This is a genomic window from Trichocoleus sp. ST-U2 (assembly GCF_039961875.1).
In the GTDB taxonomy this organism is placed as follows: domain Bacteria; phylum Cyanobacteriota; class Cyanobacteriia; order Cyanobacteriales; family FACHB-T130; genus FACHB-T130.
On sequence record NZ_JAMPJY010000010.1, the window covers coordinates 87,227 to 113,639 of the forward strand.

Annotated in this window: 13 protein-coding genes; 10 read left to right on the forward strand and 3 right to left on the reverse strand. The window is 43.3% G+C overall.

Going from position 1 to position 26,413, the window contains the following annotated elements:
* Window positions 1-12: 12 nt before the first annotated feature.
* The 4 genes from NC996_RS09405 (at window position 13) to NC996_RS09420 (ending at window position 4,156) form a co-directional block, all read left to right on the forward strand.
* A complete protein-coding gene (locus NC996_RS09405) occupies window positions 13-1,050 on the forward strand; it encodes an LD-carboxypeptidase (RefSeq protein WP_190689782.1) in 1,038 nt (345 codons plus the stop codon).
* A 395-nt stretch (window positions 1,051-1,445) separates the two neighbouring features.
* The gene (locus tag NC996_RS09410; RefSeq protein WP_190415779.1) at window positions 1,446-1,586 is read left to right on the forward strand and encodes a hypothetical protein; all 141 of its coding nucleotides are present in this window, start codon (window positions 1,446-1,448) and stop codon (window positions 1,584-1,586) included.
* 200 nt (window positions 1,587-1,786) lie between these two features.
* Window positions 1,787-3,313, forward strand: a complete 1,527-nt coding sequence (locus tag NC996_RS09415) for a glycosyl hydrolase family 57 (RefSeq protein ID WP_190431858.1) — start codon at window positions 1,787-1,789, stop codon at window positions 3,311-3,313.
* Window positions 3,314-3,616: 303 nt separating this feature from the next.
* Window positions 3,617-4,156: a retropepsin-like aspartic protease gene (locus NC996_RS09420; protein WP_190689783.1), complete on the forward strand. Its 540-nt coding sequence runs from the start codon at window positions 3,617-3,619 to the stop codon at window positions 4,154-4,156.
* 28 nt (window positions 4,157-4,184) lie between these two features.
* Here the strand turns inward: NC996_RS09420 and NC996_RS09425 are convergent, their stop codons facing one another.
* Window positions 4,185-4,379, reverse strand: coding sequence for a hypothetical protein (locus NC996_RS09425; protein WP_190689785.1), 195 nt, complete (start codon window positions 4,377-4,379; stop codon window positions 4,185-4,187).
* Window positions 4,380-4,428: 49 nt separating this feature from the next.
* Here NC996_RS09425 and NC996_RS09430 point away from each other — a divergent pair, with 49 nt between their 5' ends.
* The 4 genes from NC996_RS09430 (at window position 4,429) to NC996_RS09445 (ending at window position 13,340) form a co-directional block, all read left to right on the forward strand.
* Window positions 4,429-7,569 carry a HEAT repeat domain-containing protein gene (locus tag NC996_RS09430; RefSeq protein ID WP_190689787.1) on the forward strand — a complete coding sequence of 1,047 codons (3,141 nt, stop codon included), beginning with the start codon at window positions 4,429-4,431 and terminating at the stop codon, window positions 7,567-7,569.
* Between the two features lie 179 nt (window positions 7,570-7,748).
* Window positions 7,749-9,389: an SWIM zinc finger family protein gene (locus tag NC996_RS09435; RefSeq protein ID WP_190689789.1), complete on the forward strand. Its 1,641-nt coding sequence runs from the start codon at window positions 7,749-7,751 to the stop codon at window positions 9,387-9,389.
* Window positions 9,390-9,869: 480 nt separating this feature from the next.
* The gene (locus NC996_RS09440; RefSeq protein WP_190689791.1) at window positions 9,870-11,273 is read left to right on the forward strand and encodes a reverse transcriptase family protein; all 1,404 of its coding nucleotides are present in this window, start codon (window positions 9,870-9,872) and stop codon (window positions 11,271-11,273) included.
* Window positions 11,274-11,501: 228 nt separating this feature from the next.
* Window positions 11,502-13,340, forward strand: a complete 1,839-nt coding sequence (locus NC996_RS09445; protein WP_190689793.1) for a VWA domain-containing protein — start codon at window positions 11,502-11,504, stop codon at window positions 13,338-13,340.
* A 223-nt stretch (window positions 13,341-13,563) separates the two neighbouring features.
* On the opposite strand, the gene NC996_RS09450 is transcribed toward NC996_RS09445, so the two are convergent.
* Window positions 13,564-14,988, reverse strand: coding sequence for a WGR domain-containing protein (locus tag NC996_RS09450; RefSeq protein ID WP_190689795.1), 1,425 nt, complete (start codon window positions 14,986-14,988; stop codon window positions 13,564-13,566).
* 790 nt (window positions 14,989-15,778) lie between these two features.
* On the opposite strand from NC996_RS09450, the gene NC996_RS09455 reads away from it, so the two are divergent.
* Both NC996_RS09455 and NC996_RS09460 read left to right on the forward strand, forming a co-directional pair.
* Window positions 15,779-21,310 (forward strand): ATP-binding sensor histidine kinase, encoded by a 5,532-nt coding sequence (locus NC996_RS09455; RefSeq protein WP_190430841.1) that lies wholly within the window; start codon window positions 15,779-15,781, stop codon window positions 21,308-21,310.
* Between the two features lie 187 nt (window positions 21,311-21,497).
* The gene (locus NC996_RS09460) at window positions 21,498-22,226 is read left to right on the forward strand and encodes an iron-containing redox enzyme family protein (protein WP_190430842.1); all 729 of its coding nucleotides are present in this window, start codon (window positions 21,498-21,500) and stop codon (window positions 22,224-22,226) included.
* Between the two features lie 49 nt (window positions 22,227-22,275).
* Here the strand turns inward: NC996_RS09460 and NC996_RS09465 are convergent, their stop codons facing one another.
* The gene (locus NC996_RS09465) at window positions 22,276-26,346 is read right to left on the reverse strand and encodes a non-ribosomal peptide synthetase (RefSeq protein ID WP_190689797.1); all 4,071 of its coding nucleotides are present in this window, start codon (window positions 26,344-26,346) and stop codon (window positions 22,276-22,278) included.
* Window positions 26,347-26,413: the final 67 nt, after the last annotated feature.

Genomic DNA, 26,413 nt, shown 5'->3' on the forward strand with positions numbered 1-26,413 from the left:
GTTAATCGTCATTTGTCATTCCTTATTAATCGCCGCCAGTTTCTTAAAACCGTTGCGCTTTCCGCGATCGCAACTGAGATCGCAACTGAGTTTCCGCAGATTGCGATCGCAAATCCATTTTTAAAAACCGACTCAAAACCACCCCGCCTCAAAGTTGGCGATACGGTGGGATTAATTAATCCCGCCAGTCCCATTGACGCGAAAGACATTGCACAGGTACAGCAAACCCTGGCAAGTTTGGGGTTAAAGGTTAAGTTAGGGAAGCATCTTCTCGACCGTTATGGTTATTTGGCAGGAAGCGATCGCGATCGCGCATCTGATGTAAACGCTATGTTTGCCGATGCTTCTGTAAAAGCGATTGTTGCTGTGCGTGGCGGTTGGGGTTGCAATCGGATTTTGCCACTGTTGAATTATCCCCTCATCCAAGCTTCTCCCAAAATCCTCATTGGTTACAGCGATATTACTTCGCTGCTGTTAGCAATTTATGCCAAAAGTGGCGTTGTCACTTTTCATGGCCCCGTGGGCACATCCACTTGGAATCCGTTTACAGTAGATTATGTTAAACGCATTCTATTTAATGGGGAAGCTGTCACAATGCAAAATCCCCCGAATGCTAGCTTTAAAGCAGAGATAATTACGCCTGGAAAGGCTAGGGGAAAATTAGCCGGAGGCAACTTATCAGTGCTGGCGGCAATGGTGGGGTCATCTTATCTCCCAGATTGGAAACAAAGTATCTTATTTGTAGAAGAAATTGGGGAGGAAGCTTATCGGATAGACCGGATGCTGACTCAGCTAAAACTCGCCGGTATTCTAGAGCAAATTTCTGGGTTTATTTTTGGGCAATGTACCGATTGTCAACCCAAAGATAATCAACCTTCCCTAACTTTATCGCAAGTCTTGAGAGAACACATTCAACCTTTAGGAATTCCAGCTTGGTATGGTTCGCAGATTGGTCACATTAAAGATAAATTTACTCTGCCAGTCGGCGTGCAAGTAGAAATTGATGCCAATCAGAATACAATTCGGATGCTAGAGTCATCTGTTAAATGAGTTGGATTAGGTTGCTCTTATCCGGCTTGCATCTTAAATAGGCTATAGCAATCCTAATTCATTCATAAAATATTGGAACTCTCTTCTTCCTCTTTCTGCGCGCTTTTTGCATCTTCGCGGTTCCTAAAAAAAATACAACTGCAAGACAACTGCTATAATCGCTCTATTCCACCTGAATGGGGTTGAATTTATAAATTTAACCTATCGTTTTACTTAGAGTAATTTTGTTGATACAAGATGTCGGTTAAAACTGAGTAAAAGCTTTAACATTAAATTCATTGAAACGAAAAACGGGTAATAAGACTTTTAACCCCTTAGCGGGATGCGGATTTAAAAATTATTAGTAATAATAGAGAATAAAGCCCACAATAACACTTTTACTTAGTAGGTAAATTATGGCAAGTGCAGATGACCGCAAGAAGCGAATTATGGAACATTTATCCCGGAGTTCGGGGGATTTTATCAAGCCATCTCCTAGAAACTCAGAGGAACGCAAGCAGCGAATTTCCGATCATGTTCGCCGAACCAAAGGTTAAAGCAATCTGAAAGCGATCGCCTGTGGCATCGCTTTACTGACCGCGCATTATCTTAGTGCGATTTTTGTATCGTTTTTGGTACTGTAAATGGTTGAAGAAATTTCTTTTTGACTATTTACAGTACCAAAGACAATATAATTATTTGACTAATCCTTTATATAATAATTAAATAAATTCATCTAATATTAGAGCAATCTGTAATGGTTTCCTCATCTCCTAAAACGACGCTTCCCGTTTTATCCGAAGTAATTGATGGATTGCCTAACATTTCCGGATGGGAAAAAGAAGTTAGTGCTGTCGTCAACCAGGATAACCCTGTATTTTTACCTACTACGAATATTCGGTTAGAAGATGTAACGGCTGGATTTGCGATCGCGCTCCATATGCACCAGCCTACCATCCCTTCTGGGGCGAATGGCGAACTCCAGAGCAACCTGCAATATATGTTTGAGCATCCCTACGAAGGAGACAACCATAATGCAGGGCCATTTGCCTATTGTTATAGCCGTATGGCAGATTTTATTCCCGAATTGGTTGCGAATGGTTGCAATCCCCGCGTCATGCTAGATTTCTCCGGGAATCTATTCTGGGGACTGCGACAAATGGGACGAGGAGACATCTTAGAAAATCTCAAGCGCATCACCTGTAACCCCACTTACCAGCCTTATGTAGAATGGCTGGGGACAATGTGGAGTCATGCGGTTGTTCCTTCTACCCCGATTCCCGATATCAAATTACATATTCAAGCATGGCAACATCATTTTGCAGCCATTTTTGGATGGGATGCACTGGCGCGAGTGAAAGGATTTTCTCCTCCAGAAATGCACCTCCCCAACCACCCAGATACGCTGTATGAATTTGTAAAAGCGCTGAAAGAATGTGGATACCGTTGGTTAATGGTTCAAGAACATTCTGTTGAAACCCTAACTGGTCAATCTTTGTCCTATAAGCATTTACCTCACCGCTTGGTGGCGCGAAATTCTAATGGCGAAACGATTAGTATTACGGCACTAATTAAGACTCAAGGTTCCGATACAAAATTAGTGGCGCAAATGCAGCCTTATTACGAAGCTAAAACCTTATCTCGGCAGCAATTAGGTAAAGTTTCGGTACCCCCCATTGTTACCCAGATTGGAGATGGTGAAAATGGCGGCGTGATGATGAATGAATTTCCTAGCGCCTTCAACCAAGCCTGGTATCAAATGGCAAATGAAGGCGGAGGAAAAACAGGCGTTGTCGGAATGACAGGTACAGAATACTTGGAACTCATAGAAGCCGCAGGTTGCACGCCTGAAGATTATCCGACTTGTCAAGCAATTGGTCAACACCAAATTTGGGAGCGAGTACCCGCCGAAAATTGTACCCCAGAAGCGGTTGCTAATGCGATTGCAGAATTAAAGCAGATTAATCCAAACTTTCACATGGATGGCGCTTCTTGGACAAATCATCTGAGTTGGGTGAAGGGATATGAAAATGTCTTGACTCCGATGAATAAACTCAGTGCTTTATTTCACGATAAAATCGACCGATTGCTCCAAGGGGAAGCAGAATCAAGCCAGAGTTCTGCTGGGGAATCTGTTACCCAACAATCTAGCTATCGAGAGGCACTGATGAATAATCTTTTGCTTCAAACAAGCTGTTTTCGTTATTGGGGACAAGGAGCTTGGACTGACTATGCTCGTGAAATATACCGACGAGGTGAAACACTTCTTCAGGATACTTTCTAAGGCGAGAGGTTGTCTAAAACGAGAGGTTGTACTGGCTGGTGCCAAGGTTGAGAGATTCTTGAACCCGCTTCAAAAGCTTACGGTGTACATACAAGTCGGCAGACCTCTCCTCAGACCCCTCTGCGAGGCGGAGTTACAGAATCAATCCTCTAGCGATTAGGAGAGACCCACGCAGGCGATCGCCCTCGACAAAAGCACTTGCCATAAGCCAGAGTTGTAACACCATTCAGCAGCCATCAGAAATTAACGAATTGAGCAATAATCAATCTGCTGGGCGCTCAATTAATGAGACAGGAAAGCAAGATGAAACGATTTCTAACCGTGGTAGTTTCTCTAACTGGGCTGGTTTCCTACGCAGCCGTAGCGGGGGTGTCAGAGGCGGCTAAGGCTCAGGACGCGGCTTGCTTCATGGTGGCACCGGGGGGCAGAACGATAGATTTGGGGAGTCTCTGCGGCACCGATGAGGGGAACAAACGAGTCTTTCAAGCCAGAATCAAACGTCGCGCCGGTGGCACACCCGTCATTGATGTAACTTTTAATGGCGGACAGACTTTTGAGATGATTGTAGACACCGGGGCTAGCGGCACGATGATTACCCGCCGGATGGCATCAGCGTTGCGAGTGGTGCCGGTGAAGACTGTCAAGGCAGATACAGCGAGTGCGGTGGGAGTTGAGTTTCCCGTCGGCTATGTGCAATCGATTGCCGTGGATGGTGCTGTCGCCAGCAAAGTGCTAGTAGCGATCGCTGGCCCAGAACAAGATATGGGATTGTTAGGACATGACTTCTTTGGCAATTACGATGTCACGATTAAACGCGATGTCGTTGAGTTCCACCGTCGCTAATGTTGTGTGGTGAGGCTATGCGGTGAGGCTAAATTTGGGGGAGAATCGCTCTTTTGGCACGTTGATAATCGCGATCGCTTAAGCGATTTTCCCACTCTGCGCCTACGCACCCGCCTAATTTTTGCATACCTCCAACTTGAGTTGGGTTTTGTATTTGAGTCAACCGAGAACCGCGATAAACAGCGTTGACGAGTTCCCCAAAGAAGGCGATCGCTTTTGGCAATTATCTAGTACATTTATACTATTTACACCGCAAGCCTTGAGACACTCGTATGGAACTCATCCAACGGACTACGCTTCTCTACCAAGCCGGGAGTTCAGATAAAGTCTACGAAGTCGATCTCTGCAAGACAGGTGAAAACCGCTACCTCGTTAACTTCCGCTACGGACGACGCGGTACAACTCTCAAGGAAGGTACAAAGACGGTTCAGGCTGTACCCTTAGCCCAAGCGCAGCGAGTGTTCGATAAGCTGGTTGACTCCCAAATTCAGAAGGGCTACCGGGATGTCACCGCTGGGGCAGTTAACCCGGCGACGCCAGCCGCACCAGTCCAAACTGCAAGTAATATACCAGTCACCAGCGACCCACGCCACCAAGCCATCCTCAACCGTTTGGCGAACCGGGACAATCGAAAATGGCCTCTGGAAAGGGCAATTTGGCGGGCTGGAGAACTTAAAATTAGAGAAGCGACGCCGTTGTTAATTCAACTCATTAGAACTGGCGAACCTTTGAGAGATTACTGCATCGCTTGGGCTTTAGGTTGGTGTGGGGATGAGAGTGCCATTCCCTTCGTTAGAGAACTTTCCCAGCATAAATCTGTTGCTGAATTTGTCCGCCGCATTGCCTGGGAAGCACTATTTAAATTATCAGATGAACAGACACAAGGGCAGATGAGTTCTGAGAAGATAGAACAACTGCCGTTAGAATTGCGCGATTTAGCTCGAAATGGAACAGCAGAAGCATTTACAACTGCACTTCGCGATTATTTAAATAGCAGCGACTATAGGCGTTTTGCTGTCCTCGATACTATTTATCAAATCGATAACAAATACGTGCGTCCAGCACTACTCGATATTTTATGCGAAACACCTTTTAAATCTAACTACTTCCAGCGAATTCGCCATATTTTTAAGATAGCTGAGTATCGCCATGATGCAGAAGTTTTCGGAATCCTTGCTTATGCCTTTGAGAAAGAACCGGGGACGTTTAATAATCAGCAAACGGGTTGGCAATGGGACTCAGTGAAGCGCGAATATTATAGTACCGGGAAACGTCACACTGAAGAACTCAAGAGTCCGCAGTCGAAAAAAGCTTACAGCCAACAAACTCGTGAATATCTGCGGCGGCGAGTTTGGCGTACTCTTAAAACTTTGGGTGCAGAAAGCGATTCTAACTATATCAATCTTGCAGTCAATATTCTCCTACAGTATTCGGATGATGACGCTCAACCAGCCAAGCAGTCAACTTTCAGGAGATGGAACGGACAACGCCGTTCCTATGAAAGCTTTACTAGAGGTTGGGATACTTATGCTGGCTACCTAATTTTTAATCATATTCTTTACGAAAACAGTCCCCGCTATGCCTCCCATCCTAAAGCATGGCGTTGTCAAGATGGTTACAAACCGGGAGATCCAGAACCGCAAGTAAGAGAAGAAGCTTTTTCCGAACTTTGGCAGCAAAACCCAGCAGCACTTGTACAGTTATTAATAGAAAGTGATTGCCGTCCCGTTCATCATTTTGCAGTTAAAGCGTTGCGCGTCTGCAAAGAATTTTGCGATCGCCTTGACACAGACACATTAATCAAATTCCTGAATAAACCCTACGAAATAACCGCCGAATTCGGCTTTTTACTGGCCCGCGATCGCTACAACCCCGCCCAGCCCAACAGTACATTAGTCCTGGCTCTTGCTAATTGTGCATTCCCAGAAGCACGTACACAAGCCTATCGTTGGATCGAACAGCAACGAGAATTCTTTTTTGAATCCAGCGACTTTATCGCGGGTTTAGTGACCAGTCAACAAGCTGATACCCGTGCTTTTGCACGAAGGTTACTAAGTTCATCAATTTTAACCGATACCACCGCCAGGGTACTCATCGGAAGAATTATTGCTGCTGTGTTGGCACTAGAACCTACGCAAACAGATAGTTCAAGAGAAATTAGTGAAACTTTGTTGCTCTGTTTTGCGCCGCAACTGCGTAATTTGGGGTTTGGTGTAATCCTTGATTTACTTAATCACCCGATGCAGGAAATTCAAGAATTAGGTGCAAGAATTCTATTAAATCATGATATTCGTGCTGTTGATCTACCGCCAGATTTAATTGAATTACTTCTTGCCTCTCCTTATGAGTCAGTACGCGGTATTGGGGTGAGGATTTTTGGACAACTACCTGATGAGAGATTGTTAAGTGATCGCATCCTCATCGTCTCAATGGCAATTAACGCTGTCGCTGATATTCGTAACGCAATCCGTCCGGTGATTCGGCGTTTGGCAAGCAATCATCCAGATTTTGGCACCGAGTTAGCAGCTGATTTTATTGATGTCTTAATTACGCCAGAGAGACACGAAGGTGTCCACAAGGATGTAGTACAACTGATGCGAGAAGACATACCAGAATGGATGTCTAATATCAGCAAAGAACGCGCGATGCAGCTACTTCGTGCTAAATCATCAGTCGCACAGGAATTAGGTGGTTTGGTATTAAGAGAAAATAGCGCTCGCTTCCTCCCAGACTTCGAGATAAGCGAGATAGTCAAACTTGCCAATCATGAAATTCTTTCAGTTCGTGAAGCAGCGCGGGAAATGTTCTTGCGAAGTTTAAACCGCATCCGCAGCGACTCTCAAGAAATGTTATCAGCAGTACGCCTACTAGAGTCCAAGTGGGAGGATTCGCAGGAATTTGCCTCCAGAATCTTTAATACCGAATTCGTTAGAGAAGACTGGACTCCCGAAGTTATAGTCAGCCTCTGCGATAGCATTCGTGAAGATGTCCGTTCCTTTGGACGCGATTTAGTCACGCGCAATTTTCAAGAAAGTGATGGGCAAGAATACCTGCTCAAATTCAGCGAACACCCCTCCGCCGATATGCAGATATTTGCGACTAACTATTTAGAAAACCATGCCGTAAATAATTCCGAACGTTTGAGGAAACTAGCGTCCTACTTTGTCACGGTTTTATCTAGTGTTAATCGCGGCAGAGTTGCCAAAAAGCGCATCTTTGCCTTTCTGGATAATGAGGCACAAAAAAGCGAAGAAGCTGCCAGAATTATCGCTGAAATTCTCACGCGGCAATCTGCCACGATGGCAATTGGCGACAAAGCATCAGCAGTTCAAATAATGCTGAAAATTCAAAAGGCATATCCTCAGATATGCTTACCTATTCAGGTAAAAGCTGTTTCGGAAGTGAGAAATTAGAGATTTACCGAACCGGAAAGGCGCAGAGAAGATGGGAGAATCCTTAACCAGCGTTACGCAAAATATTTATATTCTCTGAGTGTTTCCTTTATGTCTTGGTGGTTGATTAATCTTCTAACCACCAAGGCGCGAAGACACTCAGAAATGGCTAACTCAAGCAAAAAAATAAGAGGTAAATTATGGAATTTAACTACAGCTACAACGGAAGTACAGAAGTTAGCGATCGCGGTTCCAATACCCAAATGTCTTTCTCTCCCGATACGAAGCGTGAACCCACTTACTTTATCGGAGAATTGCGTCAGAATGTCGCCTTTCGGGAAGCGATTAGTGCCTTGCATGATGTTGTCGTCTCCGATATGCGGTTCAAACCCAAAGACAAAACTGCATATAAAGAATGGGCAGCAAAACAACAGGATCTAGACTGGCAACTCATCGCCGCGCAACACCAAGAAGTTGCGAATAAAATCAAGCCGTTGCAGGATGAACTCAATCAATTAAACCAGCATAGTTACCAGCGGCGGGAACCTTTCTACAAAGCACAACGCCGCTATTTTAATTACCTTTTTCAAAAAGACCGCGATGCTTGGTTTGTTCTCGATCCGGTGATTACAGTTCATCCCGATGAAGTATTTTTTGAATGTTTCAGTCAGGATGAATCAAGTTATGGTCGTCTCGGTGCCAGCTACGAGGTTTTTAAAAATATCAATGAGTTTGCCTGCGGTACGACTAATATTGATTACTCAGCGGCACTTTACGACGAGTTTCAAAAAATCCGCAGTTACAAAAATACCAAGTTTGAAATAGATCCCTCTGGTTTTGAGGTTCAAACTACCCACGAAGAAACTTTTAAAGAAGTCAAAATCGATTTACCCGACAGTTGGGTAAGAGGATTTTTGCAAGTTAGTTCGGCGATGTCTTTACCAGCAACGCGAGTTGATTTGCATCCGATGGATATTTACAATATGTGCTTTGTGCTGCGTCGCCACAAGGAAAAACAAGGGCCTCGCAGTATGCGCTACCATCTTAAACCTGGGGAACCCGTGCGGATAACGTTCGATCCGTGGGGAATTGAAATCGTTTGTGCGCGATCGCTCTACACTGGATCGCAATCACAAGAAATCCGCCTTTGGGGACGCCGCCGCCTCCACATCCTCGAACGTCTCATCCCCGTGGCGAAAAAGTTTACCGTTCACCTACTCGGTACGGGTATGCCTTCCTTCTACGTCGCTGACTTAGGCGATATGTCCTTTACCCTCGGTTTATCGGGATGGACGGCAAACGACTGGGCGCAATCTGGTAACTTTGACTTGATGGCACCCCGCGCCGACATCGACAAATGGACGCAGCAACAAATTTTCGAGGCGCTGAAGAAGAATTGGGTAGAGAGTCCTGACTCGCTTGCGGAACGCCTTGGTTTAAACCGTGCCGTAGTTCTTGGTACTTTAAGTGCTTATACACAAGCGGGACGTGCGATTTATGACTTAAATAAGCAAGTTTATCGAGTGCGGGAACTGACGCGAGAACCTTTACCGATGGAACGCCTGCGCTTTGCCAATGAGCGAGAAGAGAAGGCAACCCGTTTCTTGATTTACAATGCTGTGCAGGTGACTAATGTTACCAGCGATGCTACGAGAGCGTTTACTTTACAAGGTAATGTTTCAGACAAAGATAAAACCTTGAATCCCTCATTGACAGTTGACGCAGATGAGCGTATAATAGCCGCAGAATGTACTTGCAACTGGCATCAACAGAATAAGCTGTACAAAGGGCCTTGCGAACACATTCTGGCGTTGCGAATGCAACACGCCCGTCAGTATTGACGAATCACGCGCACCTAATCAGTTGGTAAACAGCCTTGCAATCCGGACGATGGATCGTCGTCCTTGCGTTTAGCCTAGCGATGCACCACTAGCCTGCTCTTAACTGTGCGGTCATTCAGGGCTACCCCCTTTTCCGGTGGGACTTCCCTGAAGTGTAAGAAGGGGGTAGCCCTGAGACCGCTTGAGTTGAGCAATCTAGTCCAGAGGGATTTACGAAGGGGCAACCAACTGACAGCGGCGCGTGATTTTATTATTTTTAGCTACCAACGCCCCCACAAGCTGAAGTCTGGGGCTATACAAAAAAGTCCACCTGCGCGGACTAGATAAATATCCTCATCGTTCCCAGTCAGATGTTGGGAATGCTTTTCGGAAACCCCAGCCTCCATTACTACCAGGTTTCAGGGATTATTCCCCGATTGCTATTAAGTACATCTGTACTATAATGTTCAAAATGGTATCGCTACTTCAACCCCAACAAATATGTCAGATCAGCCTCGTACCCGCCAGGAACTCTACGATCGCATCCGACAAACGGGAAAAGAGGAATTCATCCTCGAAGAGATGATACGTTATGGGTTCTGGCCTGCACAAGGTGAGATACCGCAAGATCCAGCCGATGACATTCGGCGGATGGGAGAGATCCGGAGAGAACTGGATGAACTGCGACAGCAGAGTTCGCGTCTTCACAACGAAAAAGAACTTCGCAAGCAGCTACTCAAGCAACGCCTCGCCGAGTCGCGGCGAAAGCGACAGGAGACGAAAGAACGGCGGGAACGGGAAAGGCAAGAACGAGCGGAAGAGTGGCGGCAAAGAAAAGAGCGAGAAATCCTTTATCTCGGTGAAGATGTCTCAGGTGGACTTAACTATACTGAGTGCGATGAGGAAAGGTTGCGAAGTTATGGATTACCTTTGTGCGGTACACCCTACGAAATTGCCGCTGCAATGGGAATTACTGTGGGACAATTGCGCTTTCTCGCTTTTTCCCGCAAGACTTCGACAATTTCTCACTATATCCGCTTCAAGATTCCTAAAAAAACGGGTGGAGAAAGGCTAATTTCCGCACCGATGCCACGCTTGAAGCAGGCACAGCATTGGATTTTGGGCAATATTTTGGAAAAGCTGGAACTGCACGATGCAGCTCATGGTTTTAGACGCGATCGCTCTATTGTCAGCAACGCTCAACCTCACGTAAAACGTGATGTAATTATCAATTTTGACCTAAAAGATTTCTTTCCCTCAATTTCCTATAAGCGCGTGAAAGGACTTTTTCAATCATTCGGTTATTCAGAAGCTGCGGCAACAATTTTTGGGTTGCTGTGTACGCAACCGGATATCGAGGAGGTTGAATTAGACGGCAAAAGTTACTATGTTGCGCTTACAGAACGCCACTTGCCGCAAGGTTCGCCAGCTTCTCCAGCAATTACTAATCTAATGTGTCGCCGCTTAGATAGACGACTTACCAATATGGCTGACGAATTGGGTTTTGTTTATACTCGCTACGCTGACGATTTAACTTTTTCTGCTTCTGGTGACAGTCTCCGCAATATCTGCAACATTCTCAAACGCACTCAGTCAATCGTGACTCACGAAGGGTTTACGATTAACGAACAGAAGACTAGAATTTTGCGGAAAAATCGGCAGCAGGAAGTTACTGGCGTTGTGGTGAATGATTATCCAAATATTTCTAAAAAAGAGCTAAAACGTTTTCGTGCTACTTTGTTCCAAATTGAGAAAGATGGCTTAGAAGGTAAGCATTGGGGACATTCTGATAATGTGATGTCTTCGATTCAGGGTTATGCCAATTTTGTCGCTATGGTTAATCCGCAAAAGGGTGTTGAGTTTCAAGAGCAAATTCGACGAATTCGAGATAAATACAGACGCTAATACTGAAAAAAAAATTATCACGGGTTAGCGATATATCTGTAGGGGCATGCCAATGCCATGCCCCTACAAATTTTGATTTTTTTGAAATTTAATAAATATGCAATTTTTTCCCTAAAAAATCCGAAATTTCCATCTCTACTCTTGTAGTTTATCTAAGTCACAAATCACCAAAACGGCATTTTCAACTCGACGCTAGAAACTGCACAAAATATCTAGAGGACGCTACAAATGAAAGCAACTTACTCCCTGAGTCAATCGCTTATTGCAGCCGCTACCCCGTCCACTGTAGACCTGATTGTTAGTTTCAAGGCTGAAGAAGAAACCTGCAACAAAGTACCGCGTCTTCCGCTTAATTTGAGTGTAGTAATTGATAGATCGGGTTCGATGGCGGGAGCGCCACTTAAGAATGCTATTCAAGCTGCACAAAGGCTTGTGGAATATTTGACACCGGAGGATTTTCTTTCAGTTGTAATTTATGACGATACGCCGGAAACGATTCTTCAGCACCAACTGGTTCAGGATAAAGCTGTCATTCGTTCGCTAATTGGTAAAGTAAAAGCTGGCGGGTGTACTAACTTGAGTGGCGGCTGGTTGATGGGATGCGACAATGTAAAATCTCAGCAGTCCACAGAACGCATCAATCGCGTTTTATTATTAACAGATGGACAGGCAAATGTTGGGATTACCGATTCTCAGGTATTAATTAACACTGCAAGACAACAAGCTGAACAAGGAATCATTACAACAACTTTAGGGTTTGGAACTTATTTTAATGAAGATTTGCTCATCGGTATGGCAAATGCTGCCGGGGGAAACTTCTATTTCATCCAATCGCCTGACGATGCTACTGATGTATTCAGAATCGAACTAGAAAGCCTCACGTCTGTTGTCGCGCAAAATCTGACGGTGACGCTGCAACCAGAGGATTCTGTACAAATTACCGGGATTCTCAACAATTACCGATCCAATCCGATTGGCAACAATCTGGAAGTTTTCTGCGGCGATGTTTATGAGGTAGAAAATAAGCAGTTAGCTGTAGAATTGTCAATACATCCGCAAGCAAATCTTGGGGTAAAAAATATTGCCACCGTTGCTTATAAATATCAAGCGGTTGTCGATGGCAGCATTCAACAATTCACTGACGAAATCCCGATTAGCCTAACCGTTGCTGATGCTGAGTCAGCCAACAATGTGCAGCCAAATGCAGCGGTTGTAGAGCAAACAAGTAAGCTGAGGATTGGTAAGGTAAAAGATGAAGCGATCGCACTCGCTGACAAAGGAGATTATACCGCCGCATCCCAGAAACTTCGCAAGACAATTGAGGATCTCAAGCTCAAAGCATTGCATGAATCCTTTGAAGTTGCCGAAGAGATGGAACAACTGGATTATTATGCACAACGCCTGGAGAGCAAAAAGTTTGATAGTGTCAGTCGCAAGGAGATGCGAGATCAATCTTACCAAGCTCTTACACGCGATCGCGGCGATTTGAAATTACGCGGACTTGCTGCGAGTGCCAACAGCTTACAGGCGGTTTCCAGCGTGGATGCGGGAGTTTTGGTGAAATGCGATCGCATTAGTGGTAAGTTGCGGATTCACGTCATTTCTGACGGTTACAATCCTGATTTTAATGTGCAATTCCCTCGTAATATTCGGGAAGAAGGTGTCACCTACATTGTTGATGAAATTAATCTATCTGCTAACGGTAGCTTTTATCGCGTCTCCGGTAACATTCGCCGCTTAGTGCAACCTGGACAAGAACGCGCCGCATCATCTCAAAATGGTACATCTTCTTCCAGCCCAAAACGACAAAAGCTGAATGCACCTGCTTCTGCTGCCGATTTAGAAACAATTGATACTGTAGGTGATGGAGTTCTCGTGCAGTGTGTGAAAGAAGGCAGTAAATTGAGAGCGAGAGTCGTGTCCGATGGGTACGATCCTAACTACAATATCCGCTTTCCCCGCGACATTCGCGAAGAAAACGTTCTCTATGTGGTTGACGAAGTGGAAGAGGCAAAGAATGGCGGATCTTATGTCGCTTATGGAAAGATTTGCAGGTTAGTTCAATAGTAATTTTTTAACGCAAAGGTACGCAAAGGATAGCGCAGAGGTAGGCAAAGAGTGTCTGTGTTCTTTGCACTATCCTTTATCCAAGATTCTTTTTCAATCGTGTGTCTGCTGAAGAAGCCATGTAGGTTGGGTTCCACTATCATTCAAACCAACAACTATAGTCGTAACTATTTAATTTTGCGTTTCCTAGGCTCAACCCAACCTACTGAATCATATCTTTGAACTAAACCAATTTCTTAATATCCCCAAAAGCGCGATAAAATCCGCCGCGAGAAGATTCGCGCACCTCTTCCACCAGATAACGCGCACCTTCAGAGCGAATATCCTGAGGAAATTGTACTTTCCAACTAGGATTGTAACCGGGAGAAACAGCGCGTATCCTTAACTTCCCGCCTTCTTTGAAACATTCCACAATTACACCTTGACTAGTGTTCGATGTCGTTTCTAAAGTATTAGAAGGAACGGCTGCGGCAACGGAGGTAGGTGCTTTAATATTAATAACCTGGGGAACTGTACCCGCTTGCGCTGCTTTGATTACGGCTTCACTGGCATCGATGCAAGCAAGAGAACCATCGGTGGTGACGATGTAGAGATGGTCATTTAAAAACTGCATGGAAAAAGCAGAACCGCAGCCAGTGGCTAGTTTCCAAAGACGCTCTCCTTGTTGACTAAAACAATAAATTGAGGAGCAATTATCGCCTGCAAAGACATATTTACCTTCTTCAGCAGTCGCGCAAGAATAAACAGGCGCATCACATTGATATATTGTGCTAACTTCCCCTTTCTTAGTGAAGCAATAAACTTGATTCTCACTAGTACTAGCATATACAAATGCTTCTTCTTGCCAGCCAAATAGTACCTCACCGCGAGTTTTCTGGTTCCAGATTTTCGTTCCATCTTCCCAGTCATACATGGTTACGCCGTTGCTGTGTCCGTGATAAATTCCAATCTCATCGCAGCGCACCATCCAGCCATACTCGCCACTACTTTTTTTAGTCCATTGAGACTCATCTTCGTGATTGATAGTTGTAACATTTCCAGCGTCATCAGAAACACCGAGAATGGCATCTTTAATATCAAGCCAGAAGATATTTACATTGGGGGCAATTTCATAAGCGACACGCGGAATTTTTCCGGTCAAATCGTATACTTTGCCATCATCGCATCCCGCATAAAGCCAGCCTTCATCAGCGACAATGCACTTCACGCCGTCAGGAAGCCGAAACTGATTTTGCACAATTCCCGTATGGCTGAGAGCGAAAATTTGACCCCCTTGATTGCCAACCCAACAGCGCAACTTGTCAATAAAGATGCCGAAAGCAGGGGAAGAAGAGGCAAATTTCCAAACTACAGGTGCTTGGTTTGCAGTTGAGCGATCGCTCTTTATTTCCCGTCGAGTCACGGGACGTTTACTTCGCACTCCCATAACTGCTTGTTCGTAACCCTTCTTCAGTTTCTCGTTAATCTTTTTAGTCGCCTCAGCTTTGGCTTTTTCCGGTGTTGGATAGATTTTAACCTGAGTTTGTCCTGAGTCGCCAATGCGACCGTAACGAATTGATACTTCCGTACCGTTGACAATTACTTCATAAAATTTGTGAGAACTACTATCTGACTCTGACAATTCTAGATACGTTTTCTCTTGAGTCATTTTTTCCTCCAATTCTGTATGTATTGATAAATATCTGTCTCACCTCAAATTTTCCATTCTTAATCCAGTATTCTGCCGGATTAAAAGGGTAAAAATCAATTTTAAAAAATAGCAGAAATCATTTTTTGATTTTGCCTTTAGCATTAATAAATGACAATCAGTAATATCTCAGCCCAAGCTCACTTCCTTGGATTCGTATATGTATGTCAACTTTATATCAAATAAATATAGTAATTGAAGTAAAATTAAGAAAAAATTCTATTTGTTAACTTTTTATAAAAACTAGACACAAAACATTTTTTATTGATAAATACAGATTTATATATTCTTTCTAAAATCATTAACATCCCAGTCTTTTCGGTTGGTCTTGCAATCCTTAAAAATTCACCACTGGCAGGCGAATCTCAAGAATAAGTTTTTTGAACGAGGATTAGATGCAGTTCCAGATGGCAAGCAATGTTTTTACAAGCATTAAAATACACTTGGTTAGACTCTTTTAATCCTTTTTACTCAAACTATCTCTAACATTTGGCTACATTTATTTGGACAAGTCAAGAAAGCAATTAGTATTTTAGGTTACATTTTTTAGAGTGTCAGAAAGATGACTTTCCCAAACTGTGTATACACTGATATTCACTGAGGAGCAAACTATATTTCCGTATAAATACGCTTTCAATTAATCGAATAAAGTTTTAATTTTACTTCAGCACAATAGGCTGATCTAGTGTTCACTTACAAAAAGCGTCTCTAACTGGACTGGATCGCCTACAAATCCGTAAATGGAATAATTATGAGAACAATTCCGGGATATCAGATTTTTGAGCTAATTTATGAAAGTAGCAAGTCGCTTGTGTATCGAGGATGCCGACTTCAGGATAATTTGCCTCTTATTCTTAAAGTTATCAAAGAAGACTATCCATTACCAGAAGAAATTTCTAGGTATAAGCAAGAATATGAAATTACCCGTTCGTTGAATATAGATGGTGTTGCTAAAGCGTATGATTTAAAATCATATCAAAATACTCTAGTAATGCTCTTGGAGGATTTTGGGGGTCAATCTCTAAAGATATTGATGGACAAACAAAATTTTACAGTTTTAGACGCTATGAAAATTACTATAAAAATTGTTGAAACTTTAGCTAAACTGCATAATTTAAACATTATTCACAAAGATATTAATCCATCTAATATTGTTTTTGATCCAAAAAGTAGGCAAGTCAAATTTATTGATTTTGGGATTTCCAGCGTTTTGTCGCGGGAAAACCCTACCCTAAAAAATCCCAATGTTTTAGAAGGCACTCTTGCCTATATGTCGCCAGAGCAAACTGGCAGAATGAATCGTTCGCTGGATTATCGTACTGACTTTTACTCCCTTGGCGTTACCTTCTACGAGCTTCTCACTGGCAGACTACCTTTTAATGGTACTGATGCAATAGAGTTAGTACATAATCATATTGCGCTTACGCCAATTCCGCCTCATAAGCTTAATCAAAACATTCCCAAAGCAGTTTCGGACATTGTTATGAAATTGCTGGCTAAAACTGCTGAAGATAGATATCAAAGTGCTTATGGAATTCAAGCGGATTTAGAATATTGTCTAACTCAATTAGAAATAAATAACCAAATTCCAGAGTTCTCTCCCGGTCGTCATGATATCTCTAATAAATTTCAAATTCCTGAGAAGCTCTATGGCAGAGAGCAAGAAATTAATACTTTACTAACAGCATTTGAACGAGTGAGCCAATTCTCGTTTGGTAAGCCAATGCCAGGGGATATTGAGATGATGTTGGTGTCGGGTTATTCTGGCATCGGCAAGTCATGTTTAGTGCAAGAAATTTATAAACCAATCACTCAACAGCGAGCTTATTTCATTTCAGGGAAATTTGACCAGTTTCAGCGGAGTATTCCCTATTCTGCTGTCGTCAGCGCCTTTTCTGCCTTAATCCAGCAACTTTTAACGGAAAGCGAAGCACAGCTCAACCAGTGGAAAGAAAAACTCCTAGAAGCCCTTGGCTCTAACGGGCAAATTATTATTGATGTTATTCCTGAGGTAGAACTCATTGTCGGTTCTCAGCCTAGAGTTCAAGAATTAGGGCCAACTGAATCCCAAAACCGCTTTAATTTAGTCTTTCAAAACTTTATTCGGGTATTTTGCCAACAAGAACATCCATTAGTCATCTTTCTGGATGATTTGCAGTGGGCTGACTCTGCCACGCTCAAATTGATGGAGTTGATGATGACGGATGATCAAACGCACTATCTATTTCTCATTGGAGCATATCGGGATAATGAAGTCAGCTCCACTCATCCCTTGATGATGACGCTGGATAGTTTACGCGATGATGGAGCTATCATCAACCAGATTAATCTAGCACCTTTAGAACTTGAGCATATTACCCACTTGATTGCTGACACCTTGCATACGGATAGGGAATCAGTAAGATCCTTAGCTTCCCTCATCCTGCGTAAAACAGAAGGAAATCCCTTCTTTGTCAATGAATTTCTAAAAACCCTATATCAGGAAAACCTGCTTACCTTCACCCCCCCTCAGACCTTTCTTACTCAGGGGGAAGAAGAGGCAAGTAAAGCCCTATGGCAATGGGACATCGCTCAAATTGAAGCGTTGGGTATTACTGATAATGTTGTCGAATTAATGATAGGAAAATTAAAAAAATTGCCGAATTCAACACAGCAGGCTTTACGGTTAGCAGCTTGTGTCGGCAATAGTTTCGATTTAAATACCCTGTCTATCATTTATGAGAAATCAATTTATGAAACTTTTAAAGACCTTTTGCCAGCTCTGAAAGAAGAATTAATTAAGCCTACTTCTGTGTTGGAAACGATCGAAGAGGAAGGGGTTAGTTCTCAACTATTAGTTTTTAATTATAAATTTTCACACGACCGCGTGCAACATGCAGCTTATGCACTGATTGATAACTCGCTTCAAAAAGCAGTTCATCTCAAAATTGGCAATCTCCTTTTAGCAAGTACGCCTTTGGAAGACCAGATAGAAATAATTTTTAAATTAGTCGATCATCTAAATATCGGTTCTGACTTAATTGTCGATGAAGAGGCAAAAATTGAATTAATAATATTGAATTTGGAAGCAGCTCGAAAAGCGAAAGATGCAACCGCATACAGCTCAGCACTTCACTATTTGACTGCTTGTATGAATGTTTTACCAAGCGATATTTGGGTAAAACGCTACGATTTAGCTTTTTCATTGCATAAAAAACGAGCCGAAATTGAGTATTTAAACGGTAATTTTGCTCAGTCTGAAGCCTTGCTGGAGCTAACCCTATCTCAAGCAAAATCAGTCCTCGACAAAGCTGAAGTTTATAATATGCTGATTGTGCAGCATACCATGCTTGCTAAATATCAAGAGGCAATTCAAGCAGGGCGTAATGCTCTTAGTCTGCTAGGAATTGACTTACCTGAAGGGGAATTAGCAACAGCAGTTGAGCTAGAACTAGACGAAGTTAATAAGAAATTAGAAAACCAAGAGATTGCGTCTTTAATTAATTTAGAAAGAATAAAAGTTCCCGAAGTAAAAGCAGCAGTCAAATTATTGGCAAATATGGGACCTCTGGCATATTTTGTTAATTTTGACCTTTGGCAGCTAGTTACGGTTAAAACAGTTAATCTTTCTCTCACCTATGGTTATGCATCAGGAGCAGCGTATAGCTACTCTTGTTATGGAATGATACTTAGCACAATTTTAGGGAATTCTCACTCTGGTTATGAGTTTGGGGTGCTAGCAACTAAACTAAGTAATAAGTTTAATAATGTAGCTCAAAAATGTGCAGAACTTGTGGTTCTTGCCAATTATTTGAGTAATTGGGTGAAGCCAATTAAGTTTAGTCATACAATTAATGATGAGGCATATAAAACGGGGCTAGACTTTGGAGATTTGCAATGGGCAGGTTATACTCGTCTTCACAAAGTCATTGCTTCCTTCCATCAATGTAAAAGTTTAGAGCAAAGTTTAAAACAGATACCTCAGTCTTTGCTATTTTGCCAAAAGAGTAAAAATCAATGGGCAATTGATATAATTTTAGGTTATAACCTAGCGGTGTCGAACTTGATAGGCATGACTGCTGGAACCTTATCTTTTGAAAATGATGGGATTAGCGAATCCAACTTCTTGACAAGTTGCGAACAACATCAAAGTTCGGCGGCAATTTGTGAATTTCATATTTTAAAAACCCAAATTCTTTACTTATACGAAAAACCGGATTTAGCTTTGAACAGTAGCTTGTTAGCTTCAAAGCTACTTACTTCTATCTTCGGTCATATCTCAGTATCTACACATAACTTTTATGACTCACTGATTCTAGTTGCTCTTTATCCGAATGCTTCAGAATCTGTACAAAAACAATCTTGCGAGACGTTAGCAGCAAATCAAAAGCAGATGAAGATTTGGGCAGACAACTGTCCAGAAAATTTTCTACACAAGTACCTGTTAGTAGAAGCTGAAATTAGTCGCATCACTGGCAATGATTTAGAGGCAATAGACTTGTATGAACGCGCCATTGAGTCCGCAAAAGAAAATGAGTTTATTCAGAATGAAGCTTTAGCGAATGAACTCGCTGCTAAGTTTTGGTTAGCGAAAGGAAAAGAGAAGTATGCTAAAGTCCATATTACAGAAGCTTATTACGGCTATCAACGTTGGGGAGCTAAGCGCAAAGTAGAAGATTTAGAGGAAAAATATCCGCACTTTCTGACTAAAACATCTATTCTGCCTCGCGTCAAAGATACTCCCACGACTACTGGACATTCCTCTACGGGTAGTAGTTCTAATACGTTGGACTTCACCACTGTGATGAAAGCTAGTCAAGCGATCGCTGCTTGTATCGTGTTGGATAAGTTACTGGCTTCTTTAATGAAAATATCTATCGAGAATGCTGGCGCACAAAAAGGTTTACTACTCTTGGTAAGAGATGAAAAACTGCTGATTGAAGCCCGTTCATCGGTTGAATCAAAAGAGGTTGTTGTTCGGCAGTCAACTCCGCTTAAAGGTTGTCAAGAGTTACCTCTGACAGTGATTAATTATGTAAAGAGAACTCGCTCAGATGTGGTTCTAAATGATGCAGCTAGTGAGGGAAAGTTTATTAATGACTCTTATATAGAGCTAAATAAATTGAAGTCCGTTCTCTGTATGCCTATCCTTAATCAAGGGAAATTAATCGGTATTCTCTATTTAGAAAATAATCTAACATCCGGAGCTTTTACTCCCGATAGGATAGAAGTTTTAAGAGTACTTTCAGCTCAGGCAGCAATTTCTCTGGAAAATGCTATGCTTTACAATTCGATGGAACAAAAAGTCCAAGAGAGGACGCATGAGCTAAATGAAAAAAATGTACGGTTATCCCAAACTCTACAAGAACTTAAGCGTACTCAGACGCAATTAATTCAGACCGAGAAAATGTCAAGCTTGGGTCAATTAGTAGCGGGTGTTGCCCACGAAATTAACAACCCAGTTAACTTTATCTATGGCAACCTTGTCCACGTTAATGAATATACTCAAGACTTACTAAACCTAATGCAGCTATATGCCAAGCATTATCCCAATCCGGTGTCTGAGATTCAAGACGAAGCGGAGGCGATAGAAGTAGATTTCTTAGTTGAAGATTTACCAAAAATGCTGTCGTCGATGAAGGTGGGGGCTGACAGAATTCGTCAAATTGTCCTGAGTTTGAGGAATTTTTCGCGCCTTGATGAGGCAGAAATGAAAGAGGTCGATGTTCACTCAGGGCTAGATAGTACGTTGTTAATTCTGCAAAACCGCCTGAAAGCTAAGACAGAAATTCCCGCTATTAAAGTGATTAAGGAGTATGGTTCGCTGCCGCTCATAGAGTGTTATGCAGGTCAGCTTAACCAAGTATTTATGAATCTTCTGGCTAATGCGATCGATACTTTGGAAGAAGCCATGAATAATGGTTCAAAAACAATAGGAGATTACCAGGAAATAGCCCAGGCATCTTGTTTATCTTCCTGGGAACGAAAAGAACAAAATTCTCATAACCAATTGCGAATTAGCGATTACCAATTACCGACAATCCGGATTCGCACCTGTGTCGTAGACGAAAGTCGGGTTCTGATTGCCATTGCTGATAATGGCCCTGGGATGACAGAGGAAGTCAAAAAACGTATTTTCGATCCTTTCTTTACTACAAAACCGATTGGTAAAGGGACAGGGCTAGGGTTAGCAATTAGTTACCAGATTGTGGTGGAAAAACACGGCGGTCAATTACAATGTTTTTCCACACTTGGGCAGGGAACTGAATTTATTGTTGAGATTCCGATCCGTCCGCAACATTAACCTTTGTCTTCAGAAGCCGATCTCCTTTATCAGATAGAGGACAAGCAGCATTCTCAGTAATTTTGCTTAAACATTTCTTTATGTAAAGCTCATAGTTACGCACATTCACATACGCACATTCACGGTGGACTAGGGATGTAGAGAAAGGCTACCACTGAGGGGTAAGGTTAGCGGGAAGAGATAAGTCATGCAGCTCCTAGACAATTGCTCGATTGCTACCGAGAGAAAAGTAGGACTTCACCAATTGTATGTAGAAGATATCGTGAGATGCACCACGCTATCAGAAGCAGTGCTGATGGTAAATAAGGCTTATGATTTCCACCGTCATCCTTACTTTATGTGGATGCAGGCACCCTCTACCTCACGGGCACAATTTCTTTGCACACAGCTACCAATTTGTTTTGCAATTGAGTCATTTTCGCAATCATTAGCGGCAGTTTTGGCTCGGACTCCAGTATTAGAACGGCGACTTTCGGTGATGGAAAACGTGGCTGAAGAACATGGTCACGGCAATTTATTGACCTCTCACAAATACACCTTCCGCCAATTTTTGCGGGCTTTAGGTGCCACTCCAGAAGATTTAGAAATACCCTGTCCTGCATCAGTGTTAGCTTTCAATCATTCACTTCTGGGCTACTGTCTGACGCAATCAAGTGAAGCGGGTGGAGCCGCTTTGGGGATGCTGGAGCATCTGTATTCGAGTGTTAGTGGGATGATCGCCCGCACGATTAACGAGCGAGGTTGGGCAGCACCGGGTAGCCAGTCACACTATACTGTCCACGAGGAACTTGACGTAGAACACGCACGAGAACTGTTGACTTTGGCAGAACCCAGTTGGGAGGAGCCACGCAACCGCGCTCATGTTGCTCAAGGGCTGGTGCTGGGTGCCCACTACTTATGGGCTTTGTACGAATAGTAAGCCACGGTAAGAGCGATCGCTACATCACAGAGTACAGCGATCGCTCTTATCTTCCGACCTGTGCATTCTCAATACAGGTTCTTAACTGTTCGGTGAGAACCTGGACATGGGGTTTCTTGAGCATGGTTAGGTGATTGCCAGGAATGTTATAAATTTCCACTCCTCCTCCAGCTAGCTCGCCCCAACCCATACTTGGATCTTGATTCGCAGCGATATTTTGTTCGCTATTTTTCAAAAGAGTAATTTTGCTAGGATAGACTTGCGGCACATAGCTAAGCGCTGCTTGACTATTCGCTTGAAAAACCCTAAGTATCGATTTACTTCTTAATTCTTTTAATATTCGTTTTTTAGATTCTTTAGAGATTAGCTTGCTTTGGGGCTTGTCGGTAGCAGCAATCAGATAAAAATAATCCATAAAATAAGGCCATATATATCGCGCTCCTGTGGTCAGGAGAAACAATAAACCGTCCCAGAAAGAAGGTTTATTGTTAGAAACTGGGGCTGAAGTATCCAGTACAGCAAGTAGAGCTACTTTTTGCCCAGATTTCTGCAATTGTTGAGCCATTTCAAAAGCAACCAAACCGCCAAAAGACCAACCTCCTAAAAAATAAGGGCCATTCGGCTGCACTGCACGTAAGGCATCAATATAATAAGCCGCCATATCCTCAATCCGAGTTAATGGGGATTGTTCTCCGTCTATACCCAGAGGTTGTAACCCGTAAAAGGGTTGCTCTGTTCCTAAATGATATGCGAATTCATAATAAGGAAAGACAACTCCAAAAATGGGATGAACGCAGAAGAAAGGTGGATTTGAACCTTTAGGCTGAATGGCAACCAAGGGCGACCAAAATGGAGAATCTGTTTCTGGAGATAGCGTGCTGGCTAGACCTTCAATAGTTGGATTTAAGAAGAGAGTAGATAGCGGTAATTCGCGTTCAAATTGCTTTTTTATCTGCTCCATGAGGGTTATACTCAGCAGCGAATTCCCCCCTAAATCGAAGAAGTTATCGTGAATACTTACACGCTTGATGTTAAGAACTTCTGCCCAAATTTTTGCAAGGGTTGATTCAGTAGGATTACGAGGCTCAATGTAAGCTTTATCTAAGGATGGGTTAGTCGAATTATCGTGTTCTGGTAAGTTATGACGATCGAATTTACCATTAGGTGTTAAAGGCAGAGATTCTAGCACGACAAAAGCTGAAGGAACCATATACTCTGACAACTTCTTCTTTAGAAAATCACGGAGTTCAATGATTGTAGGGGTAAAGTTTTGGGCTGGTACGATATAAGCGACTAAACGCTTATCACCAGAAACTTTCTCTATAGTAATTACTACCGTTTCTCTGACTGCTGGATGCTGAGTCAGCACTGCCTCAATCTCTCCCAGTTCAATGCGGAAGCCGCGAATTTTCACCTGGTCATCAAGGCGACCTAAAAACTCAATTTTGCCGTCTGGTTGATAACGAGCTAAATCGCCAGTTTTATAAATTGTAGAGATACGAGAGTTTTTGTCTCTATAAGAGTTAAAAGGATTAGGAATAAACCGTTCAGCAGTTAAATCGGGGCGATTGAGATATCCCTGCGCCAGTCCATCACCGCTGATGTACAATTCGCCAGTAATTCCGATGGGTAACGGCTGTAAATGGGCATCTAATATATAAATTTGAGTATTAGAAATTGGGCGACCAATGGAGGGTTTGTGACTGTCGTTGCTAATTTCTGCAATCGTCGCCCAAACAGTTGCTTCTGTTGGCCCATAAGCATTAAAAAACTTACGATCAACAGCCCAGCGCTTTACAATATTCTGCGAACAAGATTCGCCTGCACAGATGATAGTTTGCAGCGCAGGAAGTTTTTCTGGTAATACTGCGAGTACAGTAGGCGGGAGCGTGGCGTGAGTAATCGCATTCTCGCGCAATAACTTGATTAAGGGTTGTCCAGGCAGAAGAGATTCTTTTTTGGCTAAATAGAGAGTTGCTCCCGATCGCAATGCCATGACAATCTCGAAGATTGAGGCATCAAAACTTAAGGATGCAAATTGCAGGATGCGATCGCTTGGCTGTACCTTGAAAACTTCGAGCTGAGCTTCTGCTAAGTTAGATAGCCCTCTGTGCTGCACTAAAACGCCTTTTGGTTTTCCAGTTGAACCAGAGGTGTAGATGACATAAGCTAGATTTTCAGATGTTACGTTGCTGCTTGGGTTGTGTTGGGGATGGTGAGCGATCGCATCCAAGTCCGTATCCAAACAAACGACAGACAAACTGTCTTGGCAATCCCCCCAACAGGTCTTCAACAGGGAGGATAGATGGGAATGAGTTAGCAAGATGGATACCTGAGCGTCCTCTAGCATGAAGCTAAGACGTTCTTGTGGATAGGTCGGATCTAAAGGCAGGTATCCTCCTCCCGCTTTGAGGATGCCTAACAGTCCTACAATCATCTCTAAAGAACGCTCTACACAGATACCAACTAGAACGTCTGGAACTACCCCCAATTGTTGCAGGTGGTGTGCAAGTTGATTGGCTCTGATGTTGAGTTCGCGGTAGGTTAATTGCTGATTTTCAAAGATGAGCGCGTTCGCGAAGCGTGCGTTTAGCGCAATCGCATCCGGGGTCTGCTCTACTTGTGCCTCAAACAACTGATGAAAACACTGGTTTTGCGGGTAATCTCTTCTGGTATTATTCCAATCAATTAAGAACTGTTGCCGTTCGGCTGCTGTTAATAAAGGCAACTCGCAAAGGCTTTGCTCTGGATTTGCGACGATACCTTCCAGCAGCGTTTGAAAATGCCCCAACATCCGGGTAATGGTAGCATCATCAAATAAATCGGTGCTGTAAATTACCTGTCCTTTGATAGCTTCCGGCGATTCCCACAGGTGAAACTCTAGGTCAAACTTAGCGCTGGGGTTGTCAAAATCTAGATGCGAGAGTGTTAACCCAGGTAACTCTAGCGCCTCGATAGGTGTATTTTGCAGGCTAAATGCAACCTGAAATAATGGATGCTGGCTCAGGTTACGCTCTGGATGCAGTTCTTCTACTAGCTTCTCAAAGGGTAAGTCTTGATGGGCATAAGCGCCTAGCGCCACCTCCCGGACTCTGCTCAGCAATTCCAGAAATGTTGGATTACCGGATAAATTAGTACGCAGCACCAAACTATTGACAAAAAAGCCAATTAAACCCTCAATTTCGCGGCGGTTGCGGTTAGCAATGGGTGAGCCGACAACAATATCTTCTTGCTGTGTATAGCGGTAAAGTAAGGTTTGAAATGCCGCCAAAAGGGTCATGAAGAGAGTAACGCCTTGGCGCTGCGAAAGTGCCTCTAGTTCCTCACTCAGGCTTTTCGGTAACTCTAGAAATTGCGTTGCGCCTTGATAGGTTGGAGCCGCTGGGCGAGGTTTGTCAGTGGGCAAGTTAAGTGAGGGAAGATTGTTCAGTTGCTGCTTCCAGTAGGCTAACTGAGTCTCTAAAACTTCACCCTGTAGCCATTCGCGCTGCCAGTCTGCAAAGTCTGCATATTGGATCGGTAGTTCTGGCAAAGGCGATCGCTCGTTATTGCCAAAAGCGGTATACAGCGTTCCGAGTTCCCGAATTAGCACCCCAATCGACCAGCCATCGGAGATAATGTGATGCAGATTCAGCAAAAGTACGTGTTCTGAGGAATCTAGCTGTAGCAGCATCACTCGCAGTAACGAGTCTTGAGATAAATCAAAAGGACGCGATCGCTCCTCAGTGGCTAGTCGTCGAGTTTCCGCTTCCCGTTCGGTTGCAGATAGATGCCGCAAATCTATAAGGGGCAAAGGTATGGTTAAGCTGGGAGCAATGACTTGAACAGGTTGCCCATCGAGCATCCTAAAAGTGGTACGCAAAGCTTCATGGCGACGCACGATTTCGTTGAACGTCTCCTCCAGCGCCCAAGCGTTGAGCGAACCCGTCAGGCGAAGTGCAGTCGCTACATTGTAAAAGGTATTGCCAGGGAATAGCTGGTCGAGAAACCACAGCCGCTGCTGGGCAAAAGATGCCGGAAAGACAAAAACCTCCGCTTCTTGCTCAGTTACTTCTTGCTCAGTGTTGAGTGCTTTCTCATCAACCGTGAGGTCGTTGTCGGTAAAATTCTGAGTCATCCGCAGATTGTACCACTGGGCATAGTTGTTCGATTATGTTGCCCATTTCCCCGCTTTCTGATCTTCA